This window comes from Enterobacter sp. C3_dUdeg (assembly GCF_057536195.1).
Genome location: NZ_BAAKFX010000002.1, coordinates 235,485 through 253,933, shown reverse-complemented (window position 1 = coordinate 253,933; position 18,449 = coordinate 235,485). Strand labels below are relative to the sequence as shown.

Sequence of the window (18,449 nt, the reverse complement as noted above, 5' to 3'; positions counted from 1 at the left end):
GAGGTTGGCTGAGCACCGATAGCGCTTAACACTTCGCTATCCAGTTTCGCGTATTTGGTCACGATTCAACTCCGAAGCGGCGATTAAGCCGCCCTGTGTATACGACGAACTCCAGGAGGCTAACTCCCAGAGCTTCAATTTTCTTGTGATGCTTGTTGATGATGGGAGGCACCGTTTCGTTCCGGTTAGGCTTTGGCTTCTTGCGCATGACCTGCTGTATTTCCTCGGTGCAGCGTCGGCAGGCAGCACGGATGGCGTTGTCTGTTTCTGGCGTCATACGGCCTCCGTTTTCAAAACGTCGATTGCGCAGCCGGGCAGCAGTTCAACCGCGGCGGTGGCGCACTGATTGCCCCAGTGATGCCAGCCCGGCGCCGCGCAGCGGCTAAACAGCTCAATGCGCGGCACATCTCCGTAGAGCAGTTCCAGCCGGTGGCGAACTTCCCACGGCTTTTCGCTGTGTGCTCCGAGCGGGCTGTAGACCACCTGCTTAATCCCGGCGTGCTTTCGTTCCAGCCCGGCGCCGCGGGTAGCAATCAGCAGATCTTCGGTATTGGCCCGGGTGTGGTTGCCGCCGTTCATGCGCGTCTCGGCGTTCAGCAGATCAAGGAAGTCGTAAAAGTCGGTGATTTCACCCTCGGCCAGCGCCTTGTTGATGCGCAGTTCCGCGTTCTGATTCAGCTTCACCCAGGTAAATCCCTTCATCGTGCGAACGGTAAAACCCCAGGCCTCAGCCAGTTCGATAGCCTCCTGGTTGTGCGTGCCGGTGTACCACATCGCCAGCACCGCGTTTTCGGCGGCAAGTTCCCACACTGGCAGGCGCTTGATGTCGATGAGCTTCATGGTGGAGTAGTGATCGGCAGCGGCACCGTTACTGATGGTGTTTCCGTAAGCCCAGGGCGGGTCTGCGTAGATAAGAGAGTATTTTCCTGTCATTTTGCGCCGCCTTTCACAAAAATAACCCAGTGGGTTTTGTCGGCTTTTCCTGTTCGTTGCCATATGGCCGGCTTCTCGTCAGTCAGCGCCAAAATATTGCTTACCGGGATCTGCGTTTCGTTCCATTTGAAGATGAGCACGCCATGTGGCCACAACACCCGAAATGCTTCTGCGAAGCCGGCACGCAGATCATCGCGCCACGTTTCTTTGTTCAGCCGGCCGTACTTTTTCCCCATCCACGCGTTATCTCCGACGCGCTCAAGGTGTGGCGGATCGAACACGACTACAGGGAAAGTGTTGTCGGCAAAGGGGAGGGCGCGGAAATCAGCTATAAGGTCCGGGCTTATGATTAACTGGCGGCCGTCGCAAAGTTCATGCTGCTCGGCGCGGATATCACTGAAAACAGCGCGATCATCCTGCTTATCGAACCAGAACATGCGAGAACCGCAGCACATGTCCAAGATTGTTGAATCTGTCATGCCGCCTCCTGCCTTTCCCGAAATTCCTCAGCGAGCCGCTGCGCCTTTAATGGATTGCTGACCACTTCACCCCATGGCATTAGCCAGCCGTTACCAATGAAGGGAAGGCACAGTGTGCCAACCCTGATGTCGTCGTGAGCGTGAGTCATAAGATGGACTCCATTTCGTCGATGTAGAGGCCCTGAGCAATCAGTCGGCTACGGCGGGCGGCGCGAGCAATGCACTCCTGCCGTCTGCCTTCCTGCGACTGCTCTATGGCGCGCCGGGTGAACAGCCGTGATTTGCCTTGCGGCGTTACAACCTTCGGCTTCGTGACGAGGTCGAAAGTACGGTCACAGATGCCGTCATCGTTGAGCCATTTTTCCGACTCAACGATCTGCGCTATCTGTCCGGTGCCGCGGGTAATGCCGTTGGCGACCCGGTTAAACTCGATGAGCGTTACGCCAAACTTCTCGGCGATTTCGCTGCCGGTTACCGGGCGGCCGCGCGTCTGAATCATCCAGATAACGCGTTCACGTAGGCCGGAGAATTGCCCGGTTCGCCCGGGCCGGCGGTAGAAGGGTGTGCGTTTCATTTCCACTGTTCCCCGAACGTAAAGCCGATTTCCGCCAGCGCCTCATCCATCTTCTCGATGAACTCCGGCACCATTTCGTTGAAGTCGGTCATGTACTGTGGATCCCGCTCAACAACGACGTGGTGAATACCTTCGCGCTTCATCCGCGGGTCGTAGTTAGCAAAGAACCAGGCGTCTTTCCCGGTCACCCACATGCTGTACTGCACCTGGGCCATGTACGCAGACTTGATGGCTTCGAAACCGCCAAGGCGGAACTTCATGAAGTCGCGGGAGGTGAACGGGCATTTCAATTCGAGGCCGAAATCGTTACTGCACAGGCCGTCAGGGGAGCACGCGGTGCGCATGCTCTCGTCACGGAACAGGATCGGAGACTCCGTGACTTTCACGTCGGTGGTGAACTCGAAGAGGGTTCGGGCGTCTTCTTCGTACTGCTTGCCCCAGGCCAGCGCCTTGGCGTTAACCTCTGGCGCCACGCCGGTGCATACCTCGGCGAGTAGCGTGTGGAAGTAGGACATTTTCATGTCTGTCCACTTCTTTCCCGATCTTGGCTTGGAAATGACGTTGTGCACTTCAGAGGCGGTGATAACGCCGAGGCGCAGCCGGTGCCACGCCTCATCGCCCTGTTGGATAGTGGTTACGTCAATGCCGGTCCTGGACAGGATAATTTCTGGTGTCATGCTGCCGCCTTAGCCCTTTTCTGAAGGAAGCCAAACCCTTTCTGCGCCTCTTCTTCAGTGAGTTCTGACGCCTCAAGAATTTGCCGTTTGAAGATGTCGCTGCACAGTGGGAGGAAGTCTTTCTCCCAGTCTTTATCCAGGGCTGTTAAGAGATCGGTGATCGCCTGGAGCGTTTCTTCGCTTGCTGCTGGTGGAAGTGCTTCTGTGGTGGTGCGCGGCGTGACGTCACGCATATCAACGTCCAGTGATTTGCCTTCCATTTCTTCTGCGGTAGGCTGCTGTCCAATCTCAGGCCATGCCTTACGCAACGCCTGAGCTTCCGCGCATTTCGCCAGCTGGCCATATGGGCGCTTTTTCCACATCGCGTTCGGCGCCGTAGTGTCGCGGCCGCCGGTGGCGTAGTTTTCAATCCAGTATTCTTTAGCGCTGAACTCGACGATCTCGCCGCTGGGCATGCGCTTGAAAACGGTGTATTTGCACCACTGAGGGAAGGTCACCTCGACACCAGTAAGCGTCTGAGTTACGTCTGGACCGAACTCTGGTTCGCGAGCCCCGGCATAATCGCCGGAGCGGTCTGCCTGAATGCGGTAAAGTCCGATGCCCGGCATGACGACGTCGCGCCATTCGCCTTTACCTGTTTTCGAGTCTTTGACGTACATCGGAACGAGGTGGACAGGTTTGAGCAACGGATCCAGCTGGCGGGCGCGGCAGTAGTCAAGCGCCATCATTACCGATTCGTCTTTGGCGCCAGGATAGATGCTGTTCTTCAGCGCGCTCCAGGTGGAGACGTCGACGCCTATCTCCTGAAGCGACGTCGCTGTGATTGTTAATTCGTTTGCCATCGTTAATCCCCTCAAAAATTAAAACGGGCAGCCGGTACGGTGTTCCCAGTCGTATTCCGCCTGGGCGTAAGCAACTGCCGAAATGAAATCGTTGTAGGCCTTACCAGCGTCATCGCTGCGAAGTCCTTCGTATGGGCTGGAGTCAATCGGGACCGTGAAGTGGAAGAGGCAGGATGGCTCTTTTGGCATCATGTCGATGATTTCCCGAGCCCGGTCACCGATCCACTTCTCTTTCTCGTCGGTGAGCTGTTGCTCAGCCCAGCGCCGATCTTCGATCCGGTCGTAAGTGAGGTATGCGTTCATGGTTGCCTCAGTAATGAATTTTCGCGCAGGGGATCAGGTCATCTTTGAGGGCGGTAAGCACTTCGATAGCCTGTTCACGGGTTAAGCTGGTGTTGCTGGTGAGCGCGTTAACGATGTTGGTGCCGACCGTCTTGCGATGCTTCACATCAGCTTCGCGCTTGGCTTGCTCGTCGGCTTTGCGCTTCTCTTCGGCCAGGCGAGCATCTTCGGCCTGTTTTGCCTTCAGGCGCTCGGCTTCAACCGCCGCGGCTTTTTCGCGTTCCGCCCGGGCTTCCGCTTCCTGCTTCTCGCGAGCTGCACGCTGTTCCGCTTCTACGCGCTGGCGTTCAGCCTGCTCTGCACGCGCTTTCTCTTCAGCTTCACGGCGCGCTGCAGCTTCTATCTCTGCTTTGTGCTTCGCTTCGGCATCGCGGCGGGCTTGTTCTGCCGCTTCCTGCTTCAGACGCTCGTCACGTTCACGCTGAGCCTGTTCCGCCAGGCGGCGCTGCTCTTCGCGGTCACGATCGAAAGCGTCATTCATCAGCAGAGCCATTTCGTGGTCTGCTTCGATCTGCGCGGCGCGCTGGTCATCGAACATCTTGTTCATCACCAATGCTTCTTCGTGCATAGCGTTCCAGGCTTCTTCCACCCGGATTCGTTCCTGCTCAGCTTCCCATTCGGTTAGAGGACGGCGCACTTCATCCTTAAGCGCGTCCAGCCGCTCACGCACAATGCGGCGGCTTTCGTCGATCTGCTTAGGCAAGGCTTTAAGCTCAGCAACCAGATCCTTGCCCGCGTTGTCGATGTAAGTTTTGGAACGGGCAACCTTATGCGCCATGGATGCGATAGCGTCGCGGCCTTTGCGGGTCGACACATCCGGCACCAGGCTGCGAGCTTCTTTCTCGATCGCCTCAATAATCGGGTCGAGCTGCTCTTTGGTGGTGAATACCGCCATTGCGTTCTGTTTCTCAATGACGACTAAGTCCGTTACTTCGCTCATGGTTTCTCCTGAAATTTGGATGTGCAGATCCCGCCCGCTTTTAGCCAGGCCGATCGGTTGAATAGGGGGGTTGGTATCAGTGAACCATCGGCTCGCCGCGTTCATTCAGCAGCACAACAACGGAATCACTTTTAATGATGGTTTTCTCGAAGATGTTGAAGGCGTACAGGCCCTTCTCAACGTTCGCAGAGGCGCGATAAGTTTTGCCGTGGTGTTGCAGCATTGTGCCCGGTAAAACCTCGCTACGTGGCACTGATGCGGTGCCGTAGTGCATTCCAATCATACCTTCACCTCAACCTGTTCCAGGAGGCCAGCGATATGCATCTGCCAGCGGTTCAGCACCAGTTTTTCACGCGGTGCAGATACCGACGTCAGCTGCCACTCGTTATCGTTGAGCTTTTTGGCGGTGTACTGCTTGCCGTTGTGGGTTACTGTCATGATGCCTCCCGGGCGCGGAGCATGGCGTCGGCAATGCTGTATGCATCGCTTGCTAAATCACTAAACGCTCCATAGTTGCATTCGCTGCTGATGATTCCCTGCATAGCCTTAGCCGCAAAGTAGTCACGGATCGTCATGTCATCTGTAGTGACTGAAACTTCTTCTGGATATGGCTTGTCATCAAACCGGTAAAGCAGGTCGTAATCGCCGGCATCGTCAAAACTGGTGACTTCGTACGCCCAGCGGTGACCCGCCCATTCAAATGACTGGCCATTTCTGGCGCTGTCGGATCGCGCTTTCAGATAAGCAGCATGGTCATCAGAGTTTTTATAAACCTTCATGGTGTATTTCATAATCATCTCCGCGCTTAAGGCCGCGCCGCCGAACGTTAAACAAGACTTCTGCGCTTGCAAAAAAATGTGAGGGCGGTGGATGGCCGCCGGTTGTCATAACTAAGCCGCCTCGGTGAAGCGACTGAGGTATGAAAAAAGCCGCTGGTTAGGCGGCCTGATTGGTAGATGCCGACCATGCGCGATTGAAGTCGCGCATAGCTTCTTCTGGAGAGTTTCCGACACCTACTACTCCGGTAGGCAAATCGCCATAAATGGCAAGCCACTTATTTCCATCTTGCGAAAGCGTCGGCTTATACATAACGCTTGGCTCTCTCATGCATTCGGCTGTATTTTGGAACTCTGTGGCGACGTTAAAATAAATCCTCTGAAAATAACCGAGGTCTAATTCCATACTTTCCTCCAGGCAAAAAGAATGCCGACCTGACTGCTGGCGGTAAAGACATAACGAGGGATTTCCATCTATCAGAACTATCGAATCGTCTCCGATAGTACGGTGCGGTATTACACCCAATAGCTAACTCAGAGAATTAGCTATAAGCTGCTATTCGCGCGCTTTGAGCATTGCATCAGCTATCTGGTATGCTTCGATTGCCGTTCGGTCATCGCTACACAACCAGTCAGGATTTGATAATCGACCCTGCATGGCCTTTGCAGCAAAGTAGTCACGCAATGTCATTCCAGGTGATGACCATATTTTTTCATAATTGCTCTCATCGGTAGGAAAAGCTGTATCACTCCACATAATCACCCCTTAACTTTATTGATCTTATGATAGAAATGGCGGAATAGATTCTCGACTTTGCAATTGCATTACCGCGATTAGGCCAATAAATCCGTATGGCTTTCTTCATGGTTAAAACCGATGAATATGGATTGTGAAAATGATGCGACAGAACCATGTTCAGGTCATATTGCGTAATTAATGTCATATTCACCTCTGTGGCTTGCTGCCAAAAGAAGGCCGACTATGCGGCCTCAGATTCCCACTCTACCCAAGCGCTATCACCATCCGCGTCGATTACACCTTTTGCTCCGCAGCATGGGCATTCAGCTTTATCGCCCTGGTACAACCTGAATCCACACCCCTTTTCTGTGGTGACGCTGACAAATGACCCTGGCTGATTTCCGCCATCACATGACTCACAAGACAGCCATTTAATTTTCAAAGTTTTCATATCTCACCTCGCTGTTACCTGTTTACTCTTACGATGACCAGCTGCGAAAAGCGCCACCTCCGGCAGACATACTGCTCCACCTTCAACTTCCTTCTGACGCGTTCCAGCAAGCGAAATGGCTTTGGTTACGCGTGTACTGCATGTGCTATTTGCTACCCGGCGTGCAAGAGAGGAGTCCTGCATTGCCTGTTCACGTTGAGCCTGTCTGCGTGCTCTGCGGCGATTTCTGGCGTTATCATCAGCCAGGTAAGTAACGATTATCATGTTGACCTCCGATGATTGGCTTTGGTGATTGGATGGCCGGCGCTGATCTCCGGCATTGACTATCACAGGTGTTAGCTGCCACCGCCGAAGCGGGATAGACGTTATGATTTTCACCTGCTTTATTGGCTACTACGGCTTACCAGTTATTTACACAGCTTGTCTTACAGCCTGTCTTGATTCAGTAGCCACCCGGGCCGCTCCACCCCGCGCATCAGCCTGCGCATTCATCCAATCCCAAAACATTCCTATTGAAGATTCCCCGATGTTCGGGAACTGAGCAGCAAACCATTCCGGTGCGGAGTCCTCTTCGTGTGCTATACCCGCCACGCGTTACACACCTGCCTCAATCCCATTGGGCGCCATTTCAATTTGCCAGGAGCGCTCCGGGTGATTTGCTGCTTGGTTGAATTCTTAATGAGCAGGCGACTTGCTGTCCGCCGCTGGCTAACTTCGCTCAGCTGTCGATGTTTCGTTTCGATGGATTAAAGATACAGATAAAACTGTATTATCGTCAACAGACAAAACTGTATTTAATGGCGTAAAATACATATGTTTCTGTATTTGATTGGAAAATATTTTTGTTCAGACGAAAAAAAACCGGCCGAAGCCGGTCATTTTTTATAGGAGGGAAGGTCTGCTATCGCTTTCTGCGGTAGATACGATGCTCAATCATAACGCCAATGATGGTCAATGGCTGATGATCACTGTTAATGACAGGGTAATCATCATTTAGGGGGACCAACTCAAAATGCTGGCAGCCCATGGGGTCAATGTATGTTGGGCGATATTTTTTGAAAGTTGCCTGCGCTCCGCCGTTCCTTGCCACAACAAACTCCCCGGGAGTTGGCTCAACCTCGGGATCAACGATGATAATGTCCCCGGCCTTGAAATCAGGCTCCATCGAATCACCTTCTATGCGCAGCGCGAAGGTATATTCAGAAATATCAGAGTCCGTGAGGATGTACTCGAGGTTCCCGTCGAAAGCCTCAATGGGATTTTTTTCGGCTAATGCGCCTGCCTGAACATAGCTTATCAACGGAACTCTCCTGCTGTTAACCTCTGCCACCGGCATAAAAGCGCCGCCATTCATCAGCCAGTCAGCATCGGATTTCAGAGCCTTGGCTATACCAATTATATTCCGTGGCTTAAGTGTTTTCCCGTCTTCAATGCTCTGCCAGGACTGTTGACGTATTCCGGCTTTTTCAGCTGCTTCTGCCTGGGTTAACCCCAGCTCAATTCTCTTCTGCTTTACGCGGTCCGCAAGACTCATAAATACCTCTCTCTGTCCTCCCTGATGATCACAGTTAAAACTGTAATTGACAAACAGAAATAACTGTCAGAGAATACAGATAAAACTGTGGAGGAGATATGGAAACAATTTCTCAACGACTCAAGCAAAAACGTGAAGAGATGAACCTGTCTCAGGATCAGCTGGCGAAGCTGGCTGGAATGAAACAGCAATCTCTGCAGGCCATTGAGGCCGGGACAACAAAGCGTCCACGTTACCTGGTTGAGCTGGCTCGCGCTCTTAAGTGCGAACCTGAATGGCTTCTCTTTGGCGATGAGCCAAATAAATCAACAGCCGCCTGACCGGCGGCCATAACCAATTACATCAGAGGAAGTATCGCAAATGGAGACCTTAACAACACGCAACAAAGCGGAGGCGCGACGAATTGAGAGCTGGGTGCAGCGGCAAATCGCAGATCTTGGGACCACCAGGATCGCCGAAGTAGCTGGCGTGAACAAATCAACCGTAAGCCGGTGGCGGGAGAATCTGGTTCCGAACATGTCGCTGCTTCTCGCCATCCTGATTTCTAGCAGGGATGGAGTGAAGGGAGATTTTGAAGCATGAACGCAGAAAGGGCGAAAGCCGCGGTGCGCTAACACCAACGGCTTTCAGGTGCAATAAACGTCAGTCAATTGCGAGGCAATTATGCCAGGTAAAGCGAAGAGAGTAAACAAACCGGAGGTAGCACGTGAGCATGTCACTTATGGCGAAAGCAATGGGGGTCAAAGTGGGAAACTCACTGCGTAAGCTCGTCCTGATTAAGCTGGCTGATAACGCCAACGACAAAGGCGAATGCTGGCCTTCGTATCAACACATCGCCGATCAATGCGAATGCAGCCGAACGGCTGTTCGTAACCATATTGATGCGCTTGAAGAAATGGGGCTTATCAAGCGTGAGAACCGCGTTGGCGTCAATAACGGAAAAGGTAACACGTCAAATGTGTATTACCTGAAACTAGATACCACCCCTATGCCATTAAATGGCACAGGGGTATGCCACGACGTAGCACACCCTATGCCATCTGATGGCACACCCCCTATGCCACCAGATGGCACCAGAACCAGTCACTCTTTTGAACCAGTCACTGAACCTAACTCTCTCTCTGGGCGCGAAGGTTTTATGAGCGAAGCCGCAAAGCGGCGGATCGGGATTTCACCAAACGGGGAGATTCCATTCCCGCCCCTGTTTAAGCCATCAGCAGATCACATTGCCATGGCTGCCGAGAAGGGGGTGAGCATTGAAACTGAGTTGCTGAACTTCCGGGACTATCACCTTTCCCGCGGAACGCTGCTGATCGACTGGAATTCGGCCTTCAGAGTCTGGATTCGAAACGCCCGGGTTAACCCGCTGGCTAAGCGTGGTCGAGCCGAGCAGGAAACGCCGCACTGGAACAGCCGTGAGGGATGGGAGGACTTCCTGTGAATAATCAGATTATGCAAGCCGTTAACGGCCGTGATGGCGCGCTACTTTCCAGAATGGCGAACGGAAGTACCGACCAGCAGAAGGTTATCAACCCTGAGGCAGAGGGGCTTGTTGACTCTCTCTTTCGGCAGCTGAAGCAGATTTTCCCTGCGTCTACGCAGACAAACCTGAAAACTGACGCAGACGAGAAAACGGCAAAACGTCAGTGGATCGCCGCGTTTTCAGAGAATGGGATCCGCACACGCGAACAGCTTTCTGCCGGAGTACGGCACGCCCGCGCCAGTGAATCACCTTTCTGGCCGTCGCCGGGGCAATTCATCAAATGGTGCAAGGATAGCGGCACTGTGCTTGGCATTGGCCTGGCCGATGTGATGAATGAGTTCCATCGGTATAGCCGCGAAAAAGGTCTGCATACCGGCGGAGCAGAATCTTTCCCGTGGTCTCATGACGTCATGTACTGGATTGTGACCGATACGCGCAGAGCGATGTACCAGCGGCAACTGAGCGAGGCGGAAACTGAAAAATACGCGTCAAAAAAACTTGAGGAATGGGCGCTGAAAGTTGCCGGCGGGGAAAAAATACCGTCTCCCGTCCTGGCGCTCGAGAACTCTGATGAAGTGATCCCGACAAATCACGTGAGCCGTCAAGCCGGTTATCACCCGGAAGGGAAAAGCTTCGGGTGCATGCCAAACGCAGCGACCCTCGGGGCTCTAACCCCAGCTCAATGGCTCTGGGAAGAGTATCAGCGCGGGAAAGAGAGGGGGCTTATCCAATGACCATAACAATCCGTGAGCAGGTGATGGCAGCCCTGCGCAATAACCCGGGCCTGAACAGCCTGAAGATGGCCGAGCTTATCGGCATGGACACCAAAAAGATATCCGGCACGGTTAGCACTCTGCTGGCCGACGGCCTGATCAGCTGCGAAGGAAAGCACGGACAGCGCCTGTACAGCCTGACCAGTTACGGCATGCGCTTCGCCCCGGACACGATACCGGGCATGAGGCATGGCAAGTCGAAGTTAATTCAGCGGACGGACACAAACGTGATCTGCCAGGAATGCCGCAACAGCGCGGTGATGAAACGAATTTTAAGCGTATACGGGGTGAGAGCATGAAAAATAATACACAGCCAGCACTGAAAGAACGAATCGAAAATGCACTTGAGGACTTCACCAAAGGCCGTGCCAGCATGCATGTTCCTCCTCTTGATACCGATGTTGATATGGTGCTGGCGGAATGCAGTGACAGATTGTCCGAGCTTGAAGCCAGATGCGCGGCGCTGGCTGCGGAAGTTCAGGCTGTGAAGTCTGCAGCATTGGAAGAAATTGAGGTCATCAACCGCGGCGGCCAGGCGTATTGCGTGAAAGATGGCATGTCAGTTAACCCAATCTACGCAAGAGGCTGGAACGACTACCGGGCTAAATCACTGTCAGTAGAAACTCCAGCCACCGACGCTTTCCTGGCTGAAGTGCGGGCGCAGGGTGTGGATGTGGCGCGTAACGCGATGATTGATTTCGTTGAGGGAGAAGTGGGACCAAACGAGAATGTTCCTGGGCTGATTAGGTCTGCAGAGATATGCGTAAGTATCGCAGCAAACCTTCGCAAAGGAGTGCATTCATGAGCAAAGTCGGCAAACCAACATACGAAGAACTCGAACGCCGTTTCCAGTCTTATTGCAAGCACGATGGTGGTCGCATGTTTAACGGTGAATCAGACGCAATTTGCGCTATATGCGGGTGGGATACAACCAAATGTCAGCACCGTAAAGCCGATGGCTGGGATAAATACTGCCGCGAGTGTGGCGAACTGCTTAAGTCGGAGGCCGCCCAATGAGCAACATCGACAAACTGCAGATACGCGCCGAAGATGTTGAGCCTGGCGATGTAATTATCACCTCTCAAGGAAAGCAATACACGGTCGAATCATTCTGGATGGAGGATGACACCGTTACCCTGTTCGGAACTGATGGTTCTGAAACTGAATATGACTACGACGAAATGCTCGACGTTGAGAGGAATTTACCATGAGCACTATTACCAAAGAACGCGTTGCTGGTATCGCCAGCGGTGAGAAATGCTATACGCACGATGATGTAGTGGAGCTGGCGCGTATCGCGCTGGCATCGCTCGAAGCGGAGGCTGTGGCGTGGCGTTATCGCACCACTGATATTAAAGGCAACCCCAATCCGCGCTGGTCATTTTCCGAAGATGCGAGCTTGTTGGGGCTGTATCAACCGCTATACACCGCCCCTCCAGCGCCGGTATCTGTGCCGGATGACCTGGAAATGAAACCAATCCTGAAAGATGGGCATCAAATCGTAGGGTATGAATACGAGGGGGAAAGGTACAGCACCACAGCGGGATGCGCATGGAATACCGCTATTCGCACCTGCCGCGCCGCCATGCTTCAGGGTGCCGAAAACGCCGAGTCGACCACCACCATGCAGACAGCGCCAGCTCTGGATTCTTCGCCAAAAATTGCCGAGTCGACCAGCGGCAACTCTCCGGTGATTCCGGATGGTTGGAAACTGGTGCCGGTTGAGCCTACAGAACACATGATCGTCGAAGGTTTTGAGTCTGAGCCAGACGAGTTCTTTAGCGATGCGGAGGTGTGGGAAGCCTACGACGCCATGACCGGATGTCAGCAGGCGGCGCATCGGGCGAAGTTGTGTTGGGCGGCGATGATAGAGGCAGCGCCGAAGCCGGAGGTGTGACACCCAGTCAATTCGACGCATAACTAAACGTCAAGCAACGTTTGATTTCCAATAATCATCCATCCATAATTAAGTCATCGGAGCCTGAACAACTCCGGTGACTTCTGCGCATTTAAGGGGACTTAAATGCGACCACAATCTGAACTCCTCACCTTGTCACAGATGCAGAAATGCACCTGCGATTTCCTGCATTCTGCGGTTTCCGTTAAGGAGGCCGTATGACACTTCCAGTAGACGGCATCAAACTCCATCGCGGCAACTTCGCGGCCATAGGCCAGCAGATTCAGCCATTGCTGGATGCCGGGCAATGCTTCCGCCTTCAGGTTAAGCCATGGCGAGAGAAACGCAGCCTGTCGCAGAACGCGCTCAGCCACATGTGGTACACCGAAATCAGCGAATACCTCATCGCCCGCGGCAAGACCTTCGCTACACCCGAGTGGGTCAAGGACGCGATGAAGCACACCTATCTCGGCTACGAAAGCAAAGACCGCGTGGACGTGGTGTCCGGAGAGGTCACCACCGTCCAATCCCTCCGCCATACCGCCGATCTGGAAACCGGCGAGATGTACATCTTCCTGTGCAAAGTTGAAGCCTGGGCGATGAATATCGGCTGTCACCTGACAATCCCGCAGAGCTGTGAATACCAGCAGCTGCGCGATAAGCAGGAGGCCTGATGTCTACTCCACTTTCCCGCGTCATCACAAACGAAATCTTCCGTGTTCCGGCGCGCCGCCAGCGCAAGCCCGCGGTTAAGCCGTCCGACATCCCGACACTGAAGGGCTATACCGCCCGCCTGGTGGATCAGAAATGGCTGCGTCTCGCGGCACGGAGGGCGCATGGCTAAGTTACCGCGCCGCAAGTGCGCCCATAAAGCTTGTCGCCAGTGGTTCCACCCGGTCCGCGACGGGCAGGTAGTTTGCTCATTCGAGTGCGCCAGCGCGATCGGCAAAGAACAGACCGCAAAAGCCCGCGAAGCCGCTCAGAAGAAGGAAGCGCAGCGCCAGCGAACCGAAGAGAAGGTAGGGCGACAGCGCCGTAAAGCGCGATTGGCAGAGCTCAGACCTAACGGTTACTACAAAGCCCAGGCTCAGCAAGCTTTCAACGCCTACATCCGCGCGCGTGATGCTGATTTGCCATGCATCAGTTGCGGCGAGACCAACCCGCCAGATCTGCATGGCGGCCAATGGGACTGCGGCCACTTCAAAACGGTCGGCGCCAACCCTGAGCTGCGCTTTGAAGAACGCAACGCCCATAAGCAGTGCAAATCGTGTAATGCCGGGGCTGGGAAGTACACCGCCAAAGAGGCGACGGTCGCGCAGCAATACGAAGCTGGCCTGGTCGCTCGTTACGGCCAGGAATACGTCGACTGGCTCAACGGCCCCCACGAAATGACCAACTACCGCCGTGAAGACTTCATCCGGATCCGCGATGAGTACCGCGCCAAACTCAAAGCACTGAAACAGCGGGAGGCCGCATGAACCACGCCGACTTCCTGCGTTACCAGGCAGAAAGCGTTAAGCGCGCCAGCATGCCACCAGTAGCAAAGCACAACCAGAACAAAACCAATCAGCCACAGAAGGAAGCCGCATGAACAGTCAGCAACTGGAATACGTCCGTCAGCAGCTCATTGTGGCGACCGCAGATCTGAGCGGGGCGACAAAAGGGCAGTTGGTAGCTTTCGCCGAGAACGCGCAATTCACCGCGACGGCGCGCAGTCGGGGACGGAAGAAAATCACCGACCCGGTCACCGGTCGGAAAGTGAACCCGGACGGTCCGGCGATGAGCGGCAGTCAGTCCCGCGCCAAGGGATCATCTATCGCGCTGGTGGGCCCGGTTGAGTTCGTTACCGCATCCTGGCGCCGCGCTGTCCTGTCGCTGGAAGACCATCAGAAAGCGTGGCTGCTGTGGAACTACAGCGAGAACATCCGCTTTGAGTACCAGGTGGCGATAACTCAATGGGCGTGGGCAGAGTTCCGGGAGCAACTCGGCACGAAGAAGGTGGCCGGCAAGACAATGGAGCGCCTGAAGAAACTGATATGGCTGGCGGCGCAGGACGTGAAAGCAGAGTTGGCTGGCCGTGAGACGTACGAATATCAGGCGCTGGCTTCGCTGGTTGGCGTAACACCAAAGAACTGGTCAGAGACGTTTACGGACCGCTGGGTTGAGATGCGCCGCATCTTCCTGCGCCTGGATAGCGGGGCTTTATTGCAGGTTACGCGATCACGTTCACAACAAAAGGCGACAAATTTAGACTCAAGTCTTGCAAAACTGGATTAAAACGCATATATTTCATGTAAATCTGATATCGTCGCCATAGCTTTGATTGTCGACACAAAGAATTCAAGCCCGAGGTAACGACTTGGGCTTTTTCGTATCTGCACAACAGGCAAGAGCACTGCGCGCCTGAAGAGTCCGTAAGGGACGAAACGCATTAGCGTCGCGCAGAGTATCCCCAGCCGGGGAATAACTGGATGCCAGGGTAGTCAACCCTAAGCGCATTTACGAGTGTGTTTAGGGCGTGGGTCGGCGACGACTACCTATGCAGCCGACATCTGGCCCGGCAACTAACAGTGCTCTTTCCGTTGTGGTGAATGCGCAGGCTGATGCGCTGGCCGCCAAGGTGTACCTTCTGTAATGCAACCTGATGAGAGTGAAACTAGCAATACGCCGAAGTGTTTCTCATCGAAATGAAGGAAAGCCGGAGATCAGCGCCGGCCACCACATCCAAACCTGCTACCTCAGGCAATCGGTCGAAAGACGCCGGATAAACGTAACCGGTCCCCTTCAGCTATGGCTAGCGTGGCCGCGTGAAAAGAGATATCGTCATCTCCTGCCATAGCGAACATTGACGAGCAACTAGACGAGGTTGTTATGAGCGATAAAACAGAGCAAGAGTTGATATCTCTCCTAGAAGAGATATTAGAAAATGGTGATTTCTATAGATCTGCAATAGAGCTTGGCGAATTTACATTTGATTTTGTAGAGTGGAAAGAGCGCGTTGTCTCTGCGCTAGAAGAAGCTAAAGCCAAACGATAAGCAATCCAAAAACTCTCCATTGGCTGCCATCTGGCGGCCTTTTTTTATTGCACGACCTTTCTGAAAGCGCATCCGACCAAATACCAGACAGACAATACCCTCACCTTATCCGCTGTGGCTACGGTGCCGGTGCGCTTTGCAAAAAAGAAAACCCAGCATTGAGCTGGGCTTCGTGAAAATGGGTGGCAAGAGACTGCTCGAACAGCCTCTTGCCTGATTTGCTCATGCCTTTAGTCACGAACAAACCACGTTACCGCAAAATGTATCCTGGATTTGTTCACTCAACAACCACGTTAATTCCTATTTTGAACAGATCCCCGAACTCTGGGGGTGAGACATGAAGATGGATGAGAGATACAGCAATGCTTCCTACGGTAGCGCTGGTCTTGCAGCTTTCTTCGCCAGCCTGTCTTTGCAGGATTGGGGCTTCATTATCGGCGTCGCATTCAGTATCACCCTCGGCGTACTTACCTACCGGCTCAATAAACGTGAGCAGATGAAGCGAACGAAGATCCTGCAGGACATCCTAAACAAAACAGACACAGACAATCCCTCCGCAACTGCCAGAGTGATTGCTGAACTCGGACAAAAAGCTCCGAAGGAACTCTGATGGATAGCGCGCTCAGAAATAAAATAGCTGGCGCAATTGGCGCTGGCGCAATCGCTATAGCCACCGCAATGCTTTCCGGAAAGGGGGGGCTTGAGGGTAGGGAATACGTCGCCTACAAAGATGTCGTTGGCGTTCTCACTGTTTGTGACGGACACACCGGCAAAGACATCATTCCCGGCAAGCGATACACAGACAAAGAATGCGATGCGATTACGAAGAGCGATCTGACTCGCATAGCAAGACAGGTCGACCCGGCCATCAAAGTTCCCACCACTGAAACACAACGCGCCGCCATTTACTCCTTCGCCTACAACGTTGGAGCAAACGCCGCCATTAACTCAACGCTCATGAAAAAGCTCAACGCCAAAGATTACTCTGGCGCGTGTGATGAGCTGAAGCGTTGGGTATTTGCAGGTGGTCAAAAGTGGAAAGGCTTGATTAACCGCCGCGATGTTGAGTACCAGGTTTGCACATGGAGCCAGAAGAATGCTTAAGAAGTGGCCTATAGGCGAGATCATCACCATAGCAGCGATAGTCATCGTAATTCTTCTGACGCTTCGCCTTGCCTCAGACAATAAAAAGCTCAGCGTAGATAACGGAAAGCTGTCAGAGCAGATTAAAGACGTCGGCCAGAAGAACGAAGGCCTGGCCAACTCGATTGACGGCCTGGTAGAGCAGATCGGCGTAATGAACAAGATAGTGGCAACTGAAGCGCGTCGTCGTGCTGCAGCTGAAATGAAAGCCCAGAAACTGCAAGAAGAGGTGAAGGATGCGCTCAAAGGCAATGCATGTGCTGTTGAGTATATCCCTGCTAATGCTGTTATCGGGGTGCGCAAAGCAGCAGATAGTGCGCGAGGCCATAAAGGTAAAAAATCCGCCGATACCCGCAAATCTACTGATTGATTGCGTTGTGCCTGAAGTACCAGAACAAATGACATTCGGAGACAGCGTGCAACTAAACGTTGCACTACTGCTTTCGATTGAGAACTGCAACGGCCAGATTGATGCCATTAGGCAGATAGAAGCACAACGAGCCTCGCAGTAGCGGGGATTTCACAATGAGGATGAGAAAGTGGAAAAAGAACAAAGCAATGCACCGCGTTATGACCAGGCAAGCTTCGAGGCAGCCTCAAAGCCGCTGATCCAATGGCTGAACGAAAACGCCAACCCTCACGCATCGGTCATCGTTGATTGCACCAGTGCAGTGCTCTTTACCGGGGAAATTTCCGTCAACACGAAAGAGTTCCTGAAAGACTGAGCAGGCATTACAGAAGCCCTTCACTGAGGGGCTTCGATAATGTCAACGTGAGGTAAGTATTATGGCAAAACCGGACTGGGGAGCACTGCAAGACCAGTTCCTCGCCGAGCATGCCAAAACAGGTATTTCCCCCAAAGACTGGTGCCAGGCTCAGGGACTGAATTACGCATCTGCGAAACGCTACATCAAAGTAACGTCGTATGGTGCGAAATCGCAGAAAGAAGCTGCGAAAAAAAATGCGAATTCGCAAAAGGGAAAATACGCGCAGGAGAGCGCAAAGCCAGAGCCTGAGGTGCAAAAAAAAACTGCACCAGAGCGCTCGGTTACTCCGCTCTCAGCGCCTGATGATTTCGGTCTTTCAGACCAGCAGATGATATTTGCCCAGCATGTCGTCGAAGGTAAAACTCGCGTCGAGGCATATCGTCTCGCCGGTTACACGGGGACGGGAAATGCCGCCTACGTGACAGCTAGCCAGCTCCTCAGAAACCCTAAGGTTTCACGCTATGTGCATCACCTGCGCAATGAGCGACAGAGACGATACGCAGCAGAGCTTGATGATGTGATCGGGCAGTTGACTGCAATCATCAACGCGGACCCTAACGAGATAGCTCAGTATCGACGCGTTAACTGTCGGTACTGCTGGGGGAACGAGCACAAATATCAGTGGCGGGATATTGCCGAGCAACTTGCTGCTGAGCGTAAAGCTGAGGCTGACGGTGCGCATCCCCCGGACACATCGGGGGGTATTGGATTTGTCGATAACGGTGACCCAAACCCAGAATGCCCGCGCTGCAATGGTGAAGGCGTTGGAGAACCATTCTTTGCCGATACCCGGGATCTGGAAGGCGATGCTCGCTATTTGCTGCAAGGCGTGAAGCTTGGCAAGTTCGGTATTGAAATCCTTACTGCCGACAAAGACAGCGCCCGCAAAGAGCTGGCCCGACTAATCCTCTTGCGGAATACAAGCGAGCGTCAATCGCTGCTCGATGTAGAGCGTCTCGAGTTGCAGAACGAGAAACTACGTCACGAAATTAGTGCTCTGAAAGACGGCGACAAAGACAACGCGATCGTCGTACACAACACCCTGCCGATACCTGGAAGATGA

36 protein-coding genes are annotated in these 18,449 nt (G+C 53.5%); 20 read left to right on the top strand and 16 right to left on the bottom strand.

The window, feature by feature from the left end:
* Positions 1-58: 58 nt before the first annotated feature.
* From AC27FC_RS08805 to AC27FC_RS08730, 16 genes are all read right to left on the bottom strand, one after another.
* Positions 59-277: a hypothetical protein gene (locus tag AC27FC_RS08805; protein WP_487160020.1), complete on the bottom strand. Its 219-nt coding sequence runs from the start codon at positions 275-277 to the stop codon at positions 59-61.
* Positions 274-933, bottom strand: a complete 660-nt coding sequence (locus AC27FC_RS08800) for an MT-A70 family methyltransferase (RefSeq protein ID WP_487160019.1) — start codon at positions 931-933, stop codon at positions 274-276. Before AC27FC_RS08800 ends, AC27FC_RS08805 begins: the two co-directional genes overlap by 4 nt.
* Positions 930-1,412: a class I SAM-dependent methyltransferase gene (locus AC27FC_RS08795; protein ID WP_047028423.1), complete on the bottom strand. Its 483-nt coding sequence runs from the start codon at positions 1,410-1,412 to the stop codon at positions 930-932. Before AC27FC_RS08795 ends, AC27FC_RS08800 begins: the two co-directional genes overlap by 4 nt.
* Positions 1,409-1,561, bottom strand: a complete 153-nt coding sequence (locus tag AC27FC_RS08790) for a DUF1317 family protein (protein WP_284952554.1) — start codon at positions 1,559-1,561, stop codon at positions 1,409-1,411. Before AC27FC_RS08790 ends, AC27FC_RS08795 begins: the two co-directional genes overlap by 4 nt.
* A complete protein-coding gene (locus AC27FC_RS08785; RefSeq protein WP_487160016.1) occupies positions 1,558-1,986 on the bottom strand; it encodes a regulator in 429 nt (142 codons plus the stop codon). Before AC27FC_RS08785 ends, AC27FC_RS08790 begins: the two co-directional genes overlap by 4 nt.
* The gene (locus AC27FC_RS08780; protein ID WP_039025574.1) at positions 1,983-2,663 is read right to left on the bottom strand and encodes a lambda exonuclease family protein; all 681 of its coding nucleotides are present in this window, start codon (positions 2,661-2,663) and stop codon (positions 1,983-1,985) included. The genes AC27FC_RS08785 and AC27FC_RS08780 overlap by 4 nt, the downstream gene beginning before the upstream one ends.
* Entirely contained in the window at positions 2,660-3,505 is an 846-nt protein-coding gene (gene bet / locus AC27FC_RS08775) for a phage recombination protein Bet (RefSeq protein WP_233002167.1), read from the bottom strand. The genes AC27FC_RS08780 and bet overlap by 4 nt, the downstream gene beginning before the upstream one ends.
* An 18-nt stretch (positions 3,506-3,523) precedes the next feature.
* Positions 3,524-3,808 (bottom strand): host nuclease inhibitor GamL, encoded by a 285-nt coding sequence (gene gamL / locus AC27FC_RS08770; protein WP_487160014.1) that lies wholly within the window; start codon positions 3,806-3,808, stop codon positions 3,524-3,526.
* 7 nt (positions 3,809-3,815) lie between these two features.
* Positions 3,816-4,787, bottom strand: coding sequence for a hypothetical protein (locus tag AC27FC_RS08765; protein ID WP_487160013.1), 972 nt, complete (start codon positions 4,785-4,787; stop codon positions 3,816-3,818).
* Positions 4,788-4,863: 76 nt separating this feature from the next.
* Entirely contained in the window at positions 4,864-5,070 is a 207-nt protein-coding gene (locus tag AC27FC_RS08760) for a cell division protein FtsZ (protein WP_001752704.1), read from the bottom strand.
* Complete coding sequence (locus tag AC27FC_RS08755) at positions 5,067-5,225, bottom strand: hypothetical protein (RefSeq protein ID WP_023330205.1); 159 nt, start codon at positions 5,223-5,225, stop codon at positions 5,067-5,069. Before AC27FC_RS08755 ends, AC27FC_RS08760 begins: the two co-directional genes overlap by 4 nt.
* Positions 5,222-5,578, bottom strand: coding sequence for a hypothetical protein (locus AC27FC_RS08750; RefSeq protein ID WP_032676442.1), 357 nt, complete (start codon positions 5,576-5,578; stop codon positions 5,222-5,224). The genes AC27FC_RS08755 and AC27FC_RS08750 overlap by 4 nt, the downstream gene beginning before the upstream one ends.
* A gap of 145 nt (positions 5,579-5,723) precedes the next feature.
* Complete coding sequence (locus tag AC27FC_RS08745) at positions 5,724-5,969, bottom strand: hypothetical protein (RefSeq protein WP_487160010.1); 246 nt, start codon at positions 5,967-5,969, stop codon at positions 5,724-5,726.
* A 150-nt stretch (positions 5,970-6,119) separates the two neighbouring features.
* Entirely contained in the window at positions 6,120-6,320 is a 201-nt protein-coding gene (locus tag AC27FC_RS08740) for a hypothetical protein (protein WP_487160008.1), read from the bottom strand.
* A 436-nt stretch (positions 6,321-6,756) separates the two neighbouring features.
* Entirely contained in the window at positions 6,757-7,017 is a 261-nt protein-coding gene (locus AC27FC_RS08735; protein ID WP_487160007.1) for a transcriptional antitermination N peptide, read from the bottom strand.
* A gap of 637 nt (positions 7,018-7,654) precedes the next feature.
* Positions 7,655-8,287 carry a LexA family protein gene (locus AC27FC_RS08730; RefSeq protein WP_487160006.1) on the bottom strand — a complete coding sequence of 211 codons (633 nt, stop codon included), beginning with the start codon at positions 8,285-8,287 and terminating at the stop codon, positions 7,655-7,657.
* A gap of 98 nt (positions 8,288-8,385) precedes the next feature.
* Between AC27FC_RS08730 and AC27FC_RS08725 the strand changes: the two genes are divergently transcribed.
* The 20 genes from AC27FC_RS08725 to AC27FC_RS08630 all read left to right on the top strand — a co-directional run bounded on the left by AC27FC_RS08725 (position 8,386) and on the right by AC27FC_RS08630 (position 18,449).
* Positions 8,386-8,607: a helix-turn-helix domain-containing protein gene (locus AC27FC_RS08725; RefSeq protein WP_023296412.1), complete on the top strand. Its 222-nt coding sequence runs from the start codon at positions 8,386-8,388 to the stop codon at positions 8,605-8,607.
* 40 nt (positions 8,608-8,647) lie between these two features.
* The gene (locus AC27FC_RS08720; protein WP_054626097.1) at positions 8,648-8,869 is read left to right on the top strand and encodes a CII family transcriptional regulator; all 222 of its coding nucleotides are present in this window, start codon (positions 8,648-8,650) and stop codon (positions 8,867-8,869) included.
* 130 nt (positions 8,870-8,999) lie between these two features.
* Entirely contained in the window at positions 9,000-9,728 is a 729-nt protein-coding gene (locus AC27FC_RS08715) for a helix-turn-helix domain-containing protein (protein WP_464250849.1), read from the top strand.
* The gene (locus AC27FC_RS08710; protein WP_416172808.1) at positions 9,710-10,504 is read left to right on the top strand and encodes a replication protein P; all 795 of its coding nucleotides are present in this window, start codon (positions 9,710-9,712) and stop codon (positions 10,502-10,504) included. The genes AC27FC_RS08715 and AC27FC_RS08710 overlap by 19 nt, the downstream gene beginning before the upstream one ends.
* Positions 10,501-10,842, top strand: a complete 342-nt coding sequence (locus AC27FC_RS08705) for a transcriptional regulator (RefSeq protein WP_487160005.1) — start codon at positions 10,501-10,503, stop codon at positions 10,840-10,842. Before AC27FC_RS08710 ends, AC27FC_RS08705 begins: the two co-directional genes overlap by 4 nt.
* Positions 10,839-11,348: a hypothetical protein gene (locus tag AC27FC_RS08700; protein ID WP_487160003.1), complete on the top strand. Its 510-nt coding sequence runs from the start codon at positions 10,839-10,841 to the stop codon at positions 11,346-11,348. The genes AC27FC_RS08705 and AC27FC_RS08700 overlap by 4 nt, the downstream gene beginning before the upstream one ends.
* Positions 11,345-11,560, top strand: a complete 216-nt coding sequence (locus AC27FC_RS08695; protein ID WP_487160001.1) for a hypothetical protein — start codon at positions 11,345-11,347, stop codon at positions 11,558-11,560. The genes AC27FC_RS08700 and AC27FC_RS08695 overlap by 4 nt, the downstream gene beginning before the upstream one ends.
* Positions 11,557-11,754: a hypothetical protein gene (locus AC27FC_RS08690; RefSeq protein WP_487159999.1), complete on the top strand. Its 198-nt coding sequence runs from the start codon at positions 11,557-11,559 to the stop codon at positions 11,752-11,754. Before AC27FC_RS08695 ends, AC27FC_RS08690 begins: the two co-directional genes overlap by 4 nt.
* A complete protein-coding gene (locus AC27FC_RS08685) occupies positions 11,751-12,440 on the top strand; it encodes a hypothetical protein (RefSeq protein ID WP_487159998.1) in 690 nt (229 codons plus the stop codon). The genes AC27FC_RS08690 and AC27FC_RS08685 overlap by 4 nt, the downstream gene beginning before the upstream one ends.
* Before the next feature lie 218 nt (positions 12,441-12,658).
* A complete protein-coding gene (locus tag AC27FC_RS08680) occupies positions 12,659-13,114 on the top strand; it encodes a YbcN family protein (RefSeq protein WP_032619423.1) in 456 nt (151 codons plus the stop codon).
* A complete protein-coding gene (locus AC27FC_RS08675) occupies positions 13,114-13,284 on the top strand; it encodes a NinE family protein (protein WP_032644891.1) in 171 nt (56 codons plus the stop codon). The genes AC27FC_RS08680 and AC27FC_RS08675 overlap by 1 nt, the downstream gene beginning before the upstream one ends.
* Positions 13,277-13,918 carry a recombination protein NinG gene (locus tag AC27FC_RS08670; RefSeq protein ID WP_487159995.1) on the top strand — a complete coding sequence of 214 codons (642 nt, stop codon included), beginning with the start codon at positions 13,277-13,279 and terminating at the stop codon, positions 13,916-13,918. The genes AC27FC_RS08675 and AC27FC_RS08670 overlap by 8 nt, the downstream gene beginning before the upstream one ends.
* A 109-nt stretch (positions 13,919-14,027) precedes the next feature.
* Positions 14,028-14,717 (top strand): bacteriophage antitermination protein Q, encoded by a 690-nt coding sequence (locus AC27FC_RS08665; RefSeq protein WP_487159994.1) that lies wholly within the window; start codon positions 14,028-14,030, stop codon positions 14,715-14,717.
* Between the two features lie 594 nt (positions 14,718-15,311).
* Positions 15,312-15,476, top strand: a complete 165-nt coding sequence (locus AC27FC_RS08660) for a hypothetical protein (RefSeq protein ID WP_487159993.1) — start codon at positions 15,312-15,314, stop codon at positions 15,474-15,476.
* Between the two features lie 337 nt (positions 15,477-15,813).
* On the top strand, positions 15,814-16,086 hold the full coding sequence (locus AC27FC_RS08655) for a phage holin family protein (RefSeq protein ID WP_021241270.1): 273 nt from the start codon (positions 15,814-15,816) through the stop codon (positions 16,084-16,086).
* On the top strand, positions 16,086-16,580 hold the full coding sequence (locus AC27FC_RS08650) for a lysozyme (protein ID WP_045408407.1): 495 nt from the start codon (positions 16,086-16,088) through the stop codon (positions 16,578-16,580). The genes AC27FC_RS08655 and AC27FC_RS08650 overlap by 1 nt, the downstream gene beginning before the upstream one ends.
* Positions 16,573-16,989 (top strand): DUF2570 domain-containing protein, encoded by a 417-nt coding sequence (locus AC27FC_RS08645; protein ID WP_232938052.1) that lies wholly within the window; start codon positions 16,573-16,575, stop codon positions 16,987-16,989. Before AC27FC_RS08650 ends, AC27FC_RS08645 begins: the two co-directional genes overlap by 8 nt.
* Complete coding sequence (gene lysC / locus AC27FC_RS08640) at positions 16,871-17,131, top strand: Rz1-like lysis system protein LysC (protein WP_458102627.1); 261 nt, start codon at positions 16,871-16,873, stop codon at positions 17,129-17,131. Before AC27FC_RS08645 ends, lysC begins: the two co-directional genes overlap by 119 nt.
* Positions 17,132-17,158: 27 nt before the next feature.
* Positions 17,159-17,344, top strand: coding sequence for a hypothetical protein (locus AC27FC_RS08635; protein WP_318155764.1), 186 nt, complete (start codon positions 17,159-17,161; stop codon positions 17,342-17,344).
* Between the two features lie 61 nt (positions 17,345-17,405).
* Positions 17,406-18,449, top strand: coding sequence for a terminase small subunit (locus tag AC27FC_RS08630; RefSeq protein ID WP_487159992.1), 1,044 nt, complete (start codon positions 17,406-17,408; stop codon positions 18,447-18,449).

Bases quoted from the DNA above. Each gene is read 5' to 3' on its own strand.
- gamL (WP_487160014.1), bottom strand. From the start codon at position 3,808: ATGAACGCATACCTCACTTACGACCGGATCGAAGATCGGCGCTGGGCT.
- AC27FC_RS08690 (WP_487159999.1), top strand. From the start codon at position 11,557: ATGAGCAACATCGACAAACTGCAGATACGCGCCGAAGATGTTGAGCCT.
- AC27FC_RS08695 (WP_487160001.1), top strand. From the start codon at position 11,345: ATGAGCAAAGTCGGCAAACCAACATACGAAGAACTCGAACGCCGTTTC.
- AC27FC_RS08725 (WP_023296412.1), top strand. From the start codon at position 8,386: ATGGAAACAATTTCTCAACGACTCAAGCAAAAACGTGAAGAGATGAAC.
- AC27FC_RS08665 (WP_487159994.1), top strand. From the start codon at position 14,028: ATGAACAGTCAGCAACTGGAATACGTCCGTCAGCAGCTCATTGTGGCG.
- AC27FC_RS08700 (WP_487160003.1), top strand. From the start codon at position 10,839: ATGAAAAATAATACACAGCCAGCACTGAAAGAACGAATCGAAAATGCA.
- AC27FC_RS08760 (WP_001752704.1), bottom strand. From the start codon at position 5,070: ATGATTGGAATGCACTACGGCACCGCATCAGTGCCACGTAGCGAGGTT.
- AC27FC_RS08735 (WP_487160007.1), bottom strand. From the start codon at position 7,017: ATGATAATCGTTACTTACCTGGCTGATGATAACGCCAGAAATCGCCGC.
- AC27FC_RS08715 (WP_464250849.1), top strand. From the start codon at position 9,000: ATGTCACTTATGGCGAAAGCAATGGGGGTCAAAGTGGGAAACTCACTG.
- AC27FC_RS08745 (WP_487160010.1), bottom strand. From the start codon at position 5,969: ATGGAATTAGACCTCGGTTATTTTCAGAGGATTTATTTTAACGTCGCC.
- AC27FC_RS08710 (WP_416172808.1), top strand. From the start codon at position 9,710: ATGGGAGGACTTCCTGTGAATAATCAGATTATGCAAGCCGTTAACGGC.
- AC27FC_RS08785 (WP_487160016.1), bottom strand. From the start codon at position 1,986: ATGAAACGCACACCCTTCTACCGCCGGCCCGGGCGAACCGGGCAATTC.
- AC27FC_RS08755 (WP_023330205.1), bottom strand. From the start codon at position 5,225: ATGACAGTAACCCACAACGGCAAGCAGTACACCGCCAAAAAGCTCAAC.
- AC27FC_RS08645 (WP_232938052.1), top strand. From the start codon at position 16,573: ATGCTTAAGAAGTGGCCTATAGGCGAGATCATCACCATAGCAGCGATA.
- AC27FC_RS08655 (WP_021241270.1), top strand. From the start codon at position 15,814: ATGAAGATGGATGAGAGATACAGCAATGCTTCCTACGGTAGCGCTGGT.
- AC27FC_RS08765 (WP_487160013.1), bottom strand. From the start codon at position 4,787: ATGAGCGAAGTAACGGACTTAGTCGTCATTGAGAAACAGAACGCAATG.
- AC27FC_RS08730 (WP_487160006.1), bottom strand. From the start codon at position 8,287: ATGAGTCTTGCGGACCGCGTAAAGCAGAAGAGAATTGAGCTGGGGTTA.
- AC27FC_RS08740 (WP_487160008.1), bottom strand. From the start codon at position 6,320: ATGTGGAGTGATACAGCTTTTCCTACCGATGAGAGCAATTATGAAAAA.
- AC27FC_RS08685 (WP_487159998.1), top strand. From the start codon at position 11,751: ATGAGCACTATTACCAAAGAACGCGTTGCTGGTATCGCCAGCGGTGAG.
- AC27FC_RS08720 (WP_054626097.1), top strand. From the start codon at position 8,648: ATGGAGACCTTAACAACACGCAACAAAGCGGAGGCGCGACGAATTGAG.
- lysC (WP_458102627.1), top strand. From the start codon at position 16,871: ATGCATGTGCTGTTGAGTATATCCCTGCTAATGCTGTTATCGGGGTGC.
- AC27FC_RS08705 (WP_487160005.1), top strand. From the start codon at position 10,501: ATGACCATAACAATCCGTGAGCAGGTGATGGCAGCCCTGCGCAATAAC.
- bet (WP_233002167.1), bottom strand. From the start codon at position 3,505: ATGGCAAACGAATTAACAATCACAGCGACGTCGCTTCAGGAGATAGGC.
- AC27FC_RS08660 (WP_487159993.1), top strand. From the start codon at position 15,312: ATGAGCGATAAAACAGAGCAAGAGTTGATATCTCTCCTAGAAGAGATA.
- AC27FC_RS08795 (WP_047028423.1), bottom strand. From the start codon at position 1,412: ATGACAGATTCAACAATCTTGGACATGTGCTGCGGTTCTCGCATGTTC.
- AC27FC_RS08750 (WP_032676442.1), bottom strand. From the start codon at position 5,578: ATGAAATACACCATGAAGGTTTATAAAAACTCTGATGACCATGCTGCT.
- AC27FC_RS08790 (WP_284952554.1), bottom strand. From the start codon at position 1,561: ATGACTCACGCTCACGACGACATCAGGGTTGGCACACTGTGCCTTCCC.
- AC27FC_RS08650 (WP_045408407.1), top strand. From the start codon at position 16,086: ATGGATAGCGCGCTCAGAAATAAAATAGCTGGCGCAATTGGCGCTGGC.
- AC27FC_RS08680 (WP_032619423.1), top strand. From the start codon at position 12,659: ATGACACTTCCAGTAGACGGCATCAAACTCCATCGCGGCAACTTCGCG.
- AC27FC_RS08800 (WP_487160019.1), bottom strand. From the start codon at position 933: ATGACAGGAAAATACTCTCTTATCTACGCAGACCCGCCCTGGGCTTAC.
- AC27FC_RS08805 (WP_487160020.1), bottom strand. From the start codon at position 277: ATGACGCCAGAAACAGACAACGCCATCCGTGCTGCCTGCCGACGCTGC.
- AC27FC_RS08630 (WP_487159992.1), top strand. From the start codon at position 17,406: ATGGCAAAACCGGACTGGGGAGCACTGCAAGACCAGTTCCTCGCCGAG.
- AC27FC_RS08780 (WP_039025574.1), bottom strand. From the start codon at position 2,663: ATGACACCAGAAATTATCCTGTCCAGGACCGGCATTGACGTAACCACT.
- AC27FC_RS08670 (WP_487159995.1), top strand. From the start codon at position 13,277: ATGGCTAAGTTACCGCGCCGCAAGTGCGCCCATAAAGCTTGTCGCCAG.
- AC27FC_RS08675 (WP_032644891.1), top strand. From the start codon at position 13,114: ATGTCTACTCCACTTTCCCGCGTCATCACAAACGAAATCTTCCGTGTT.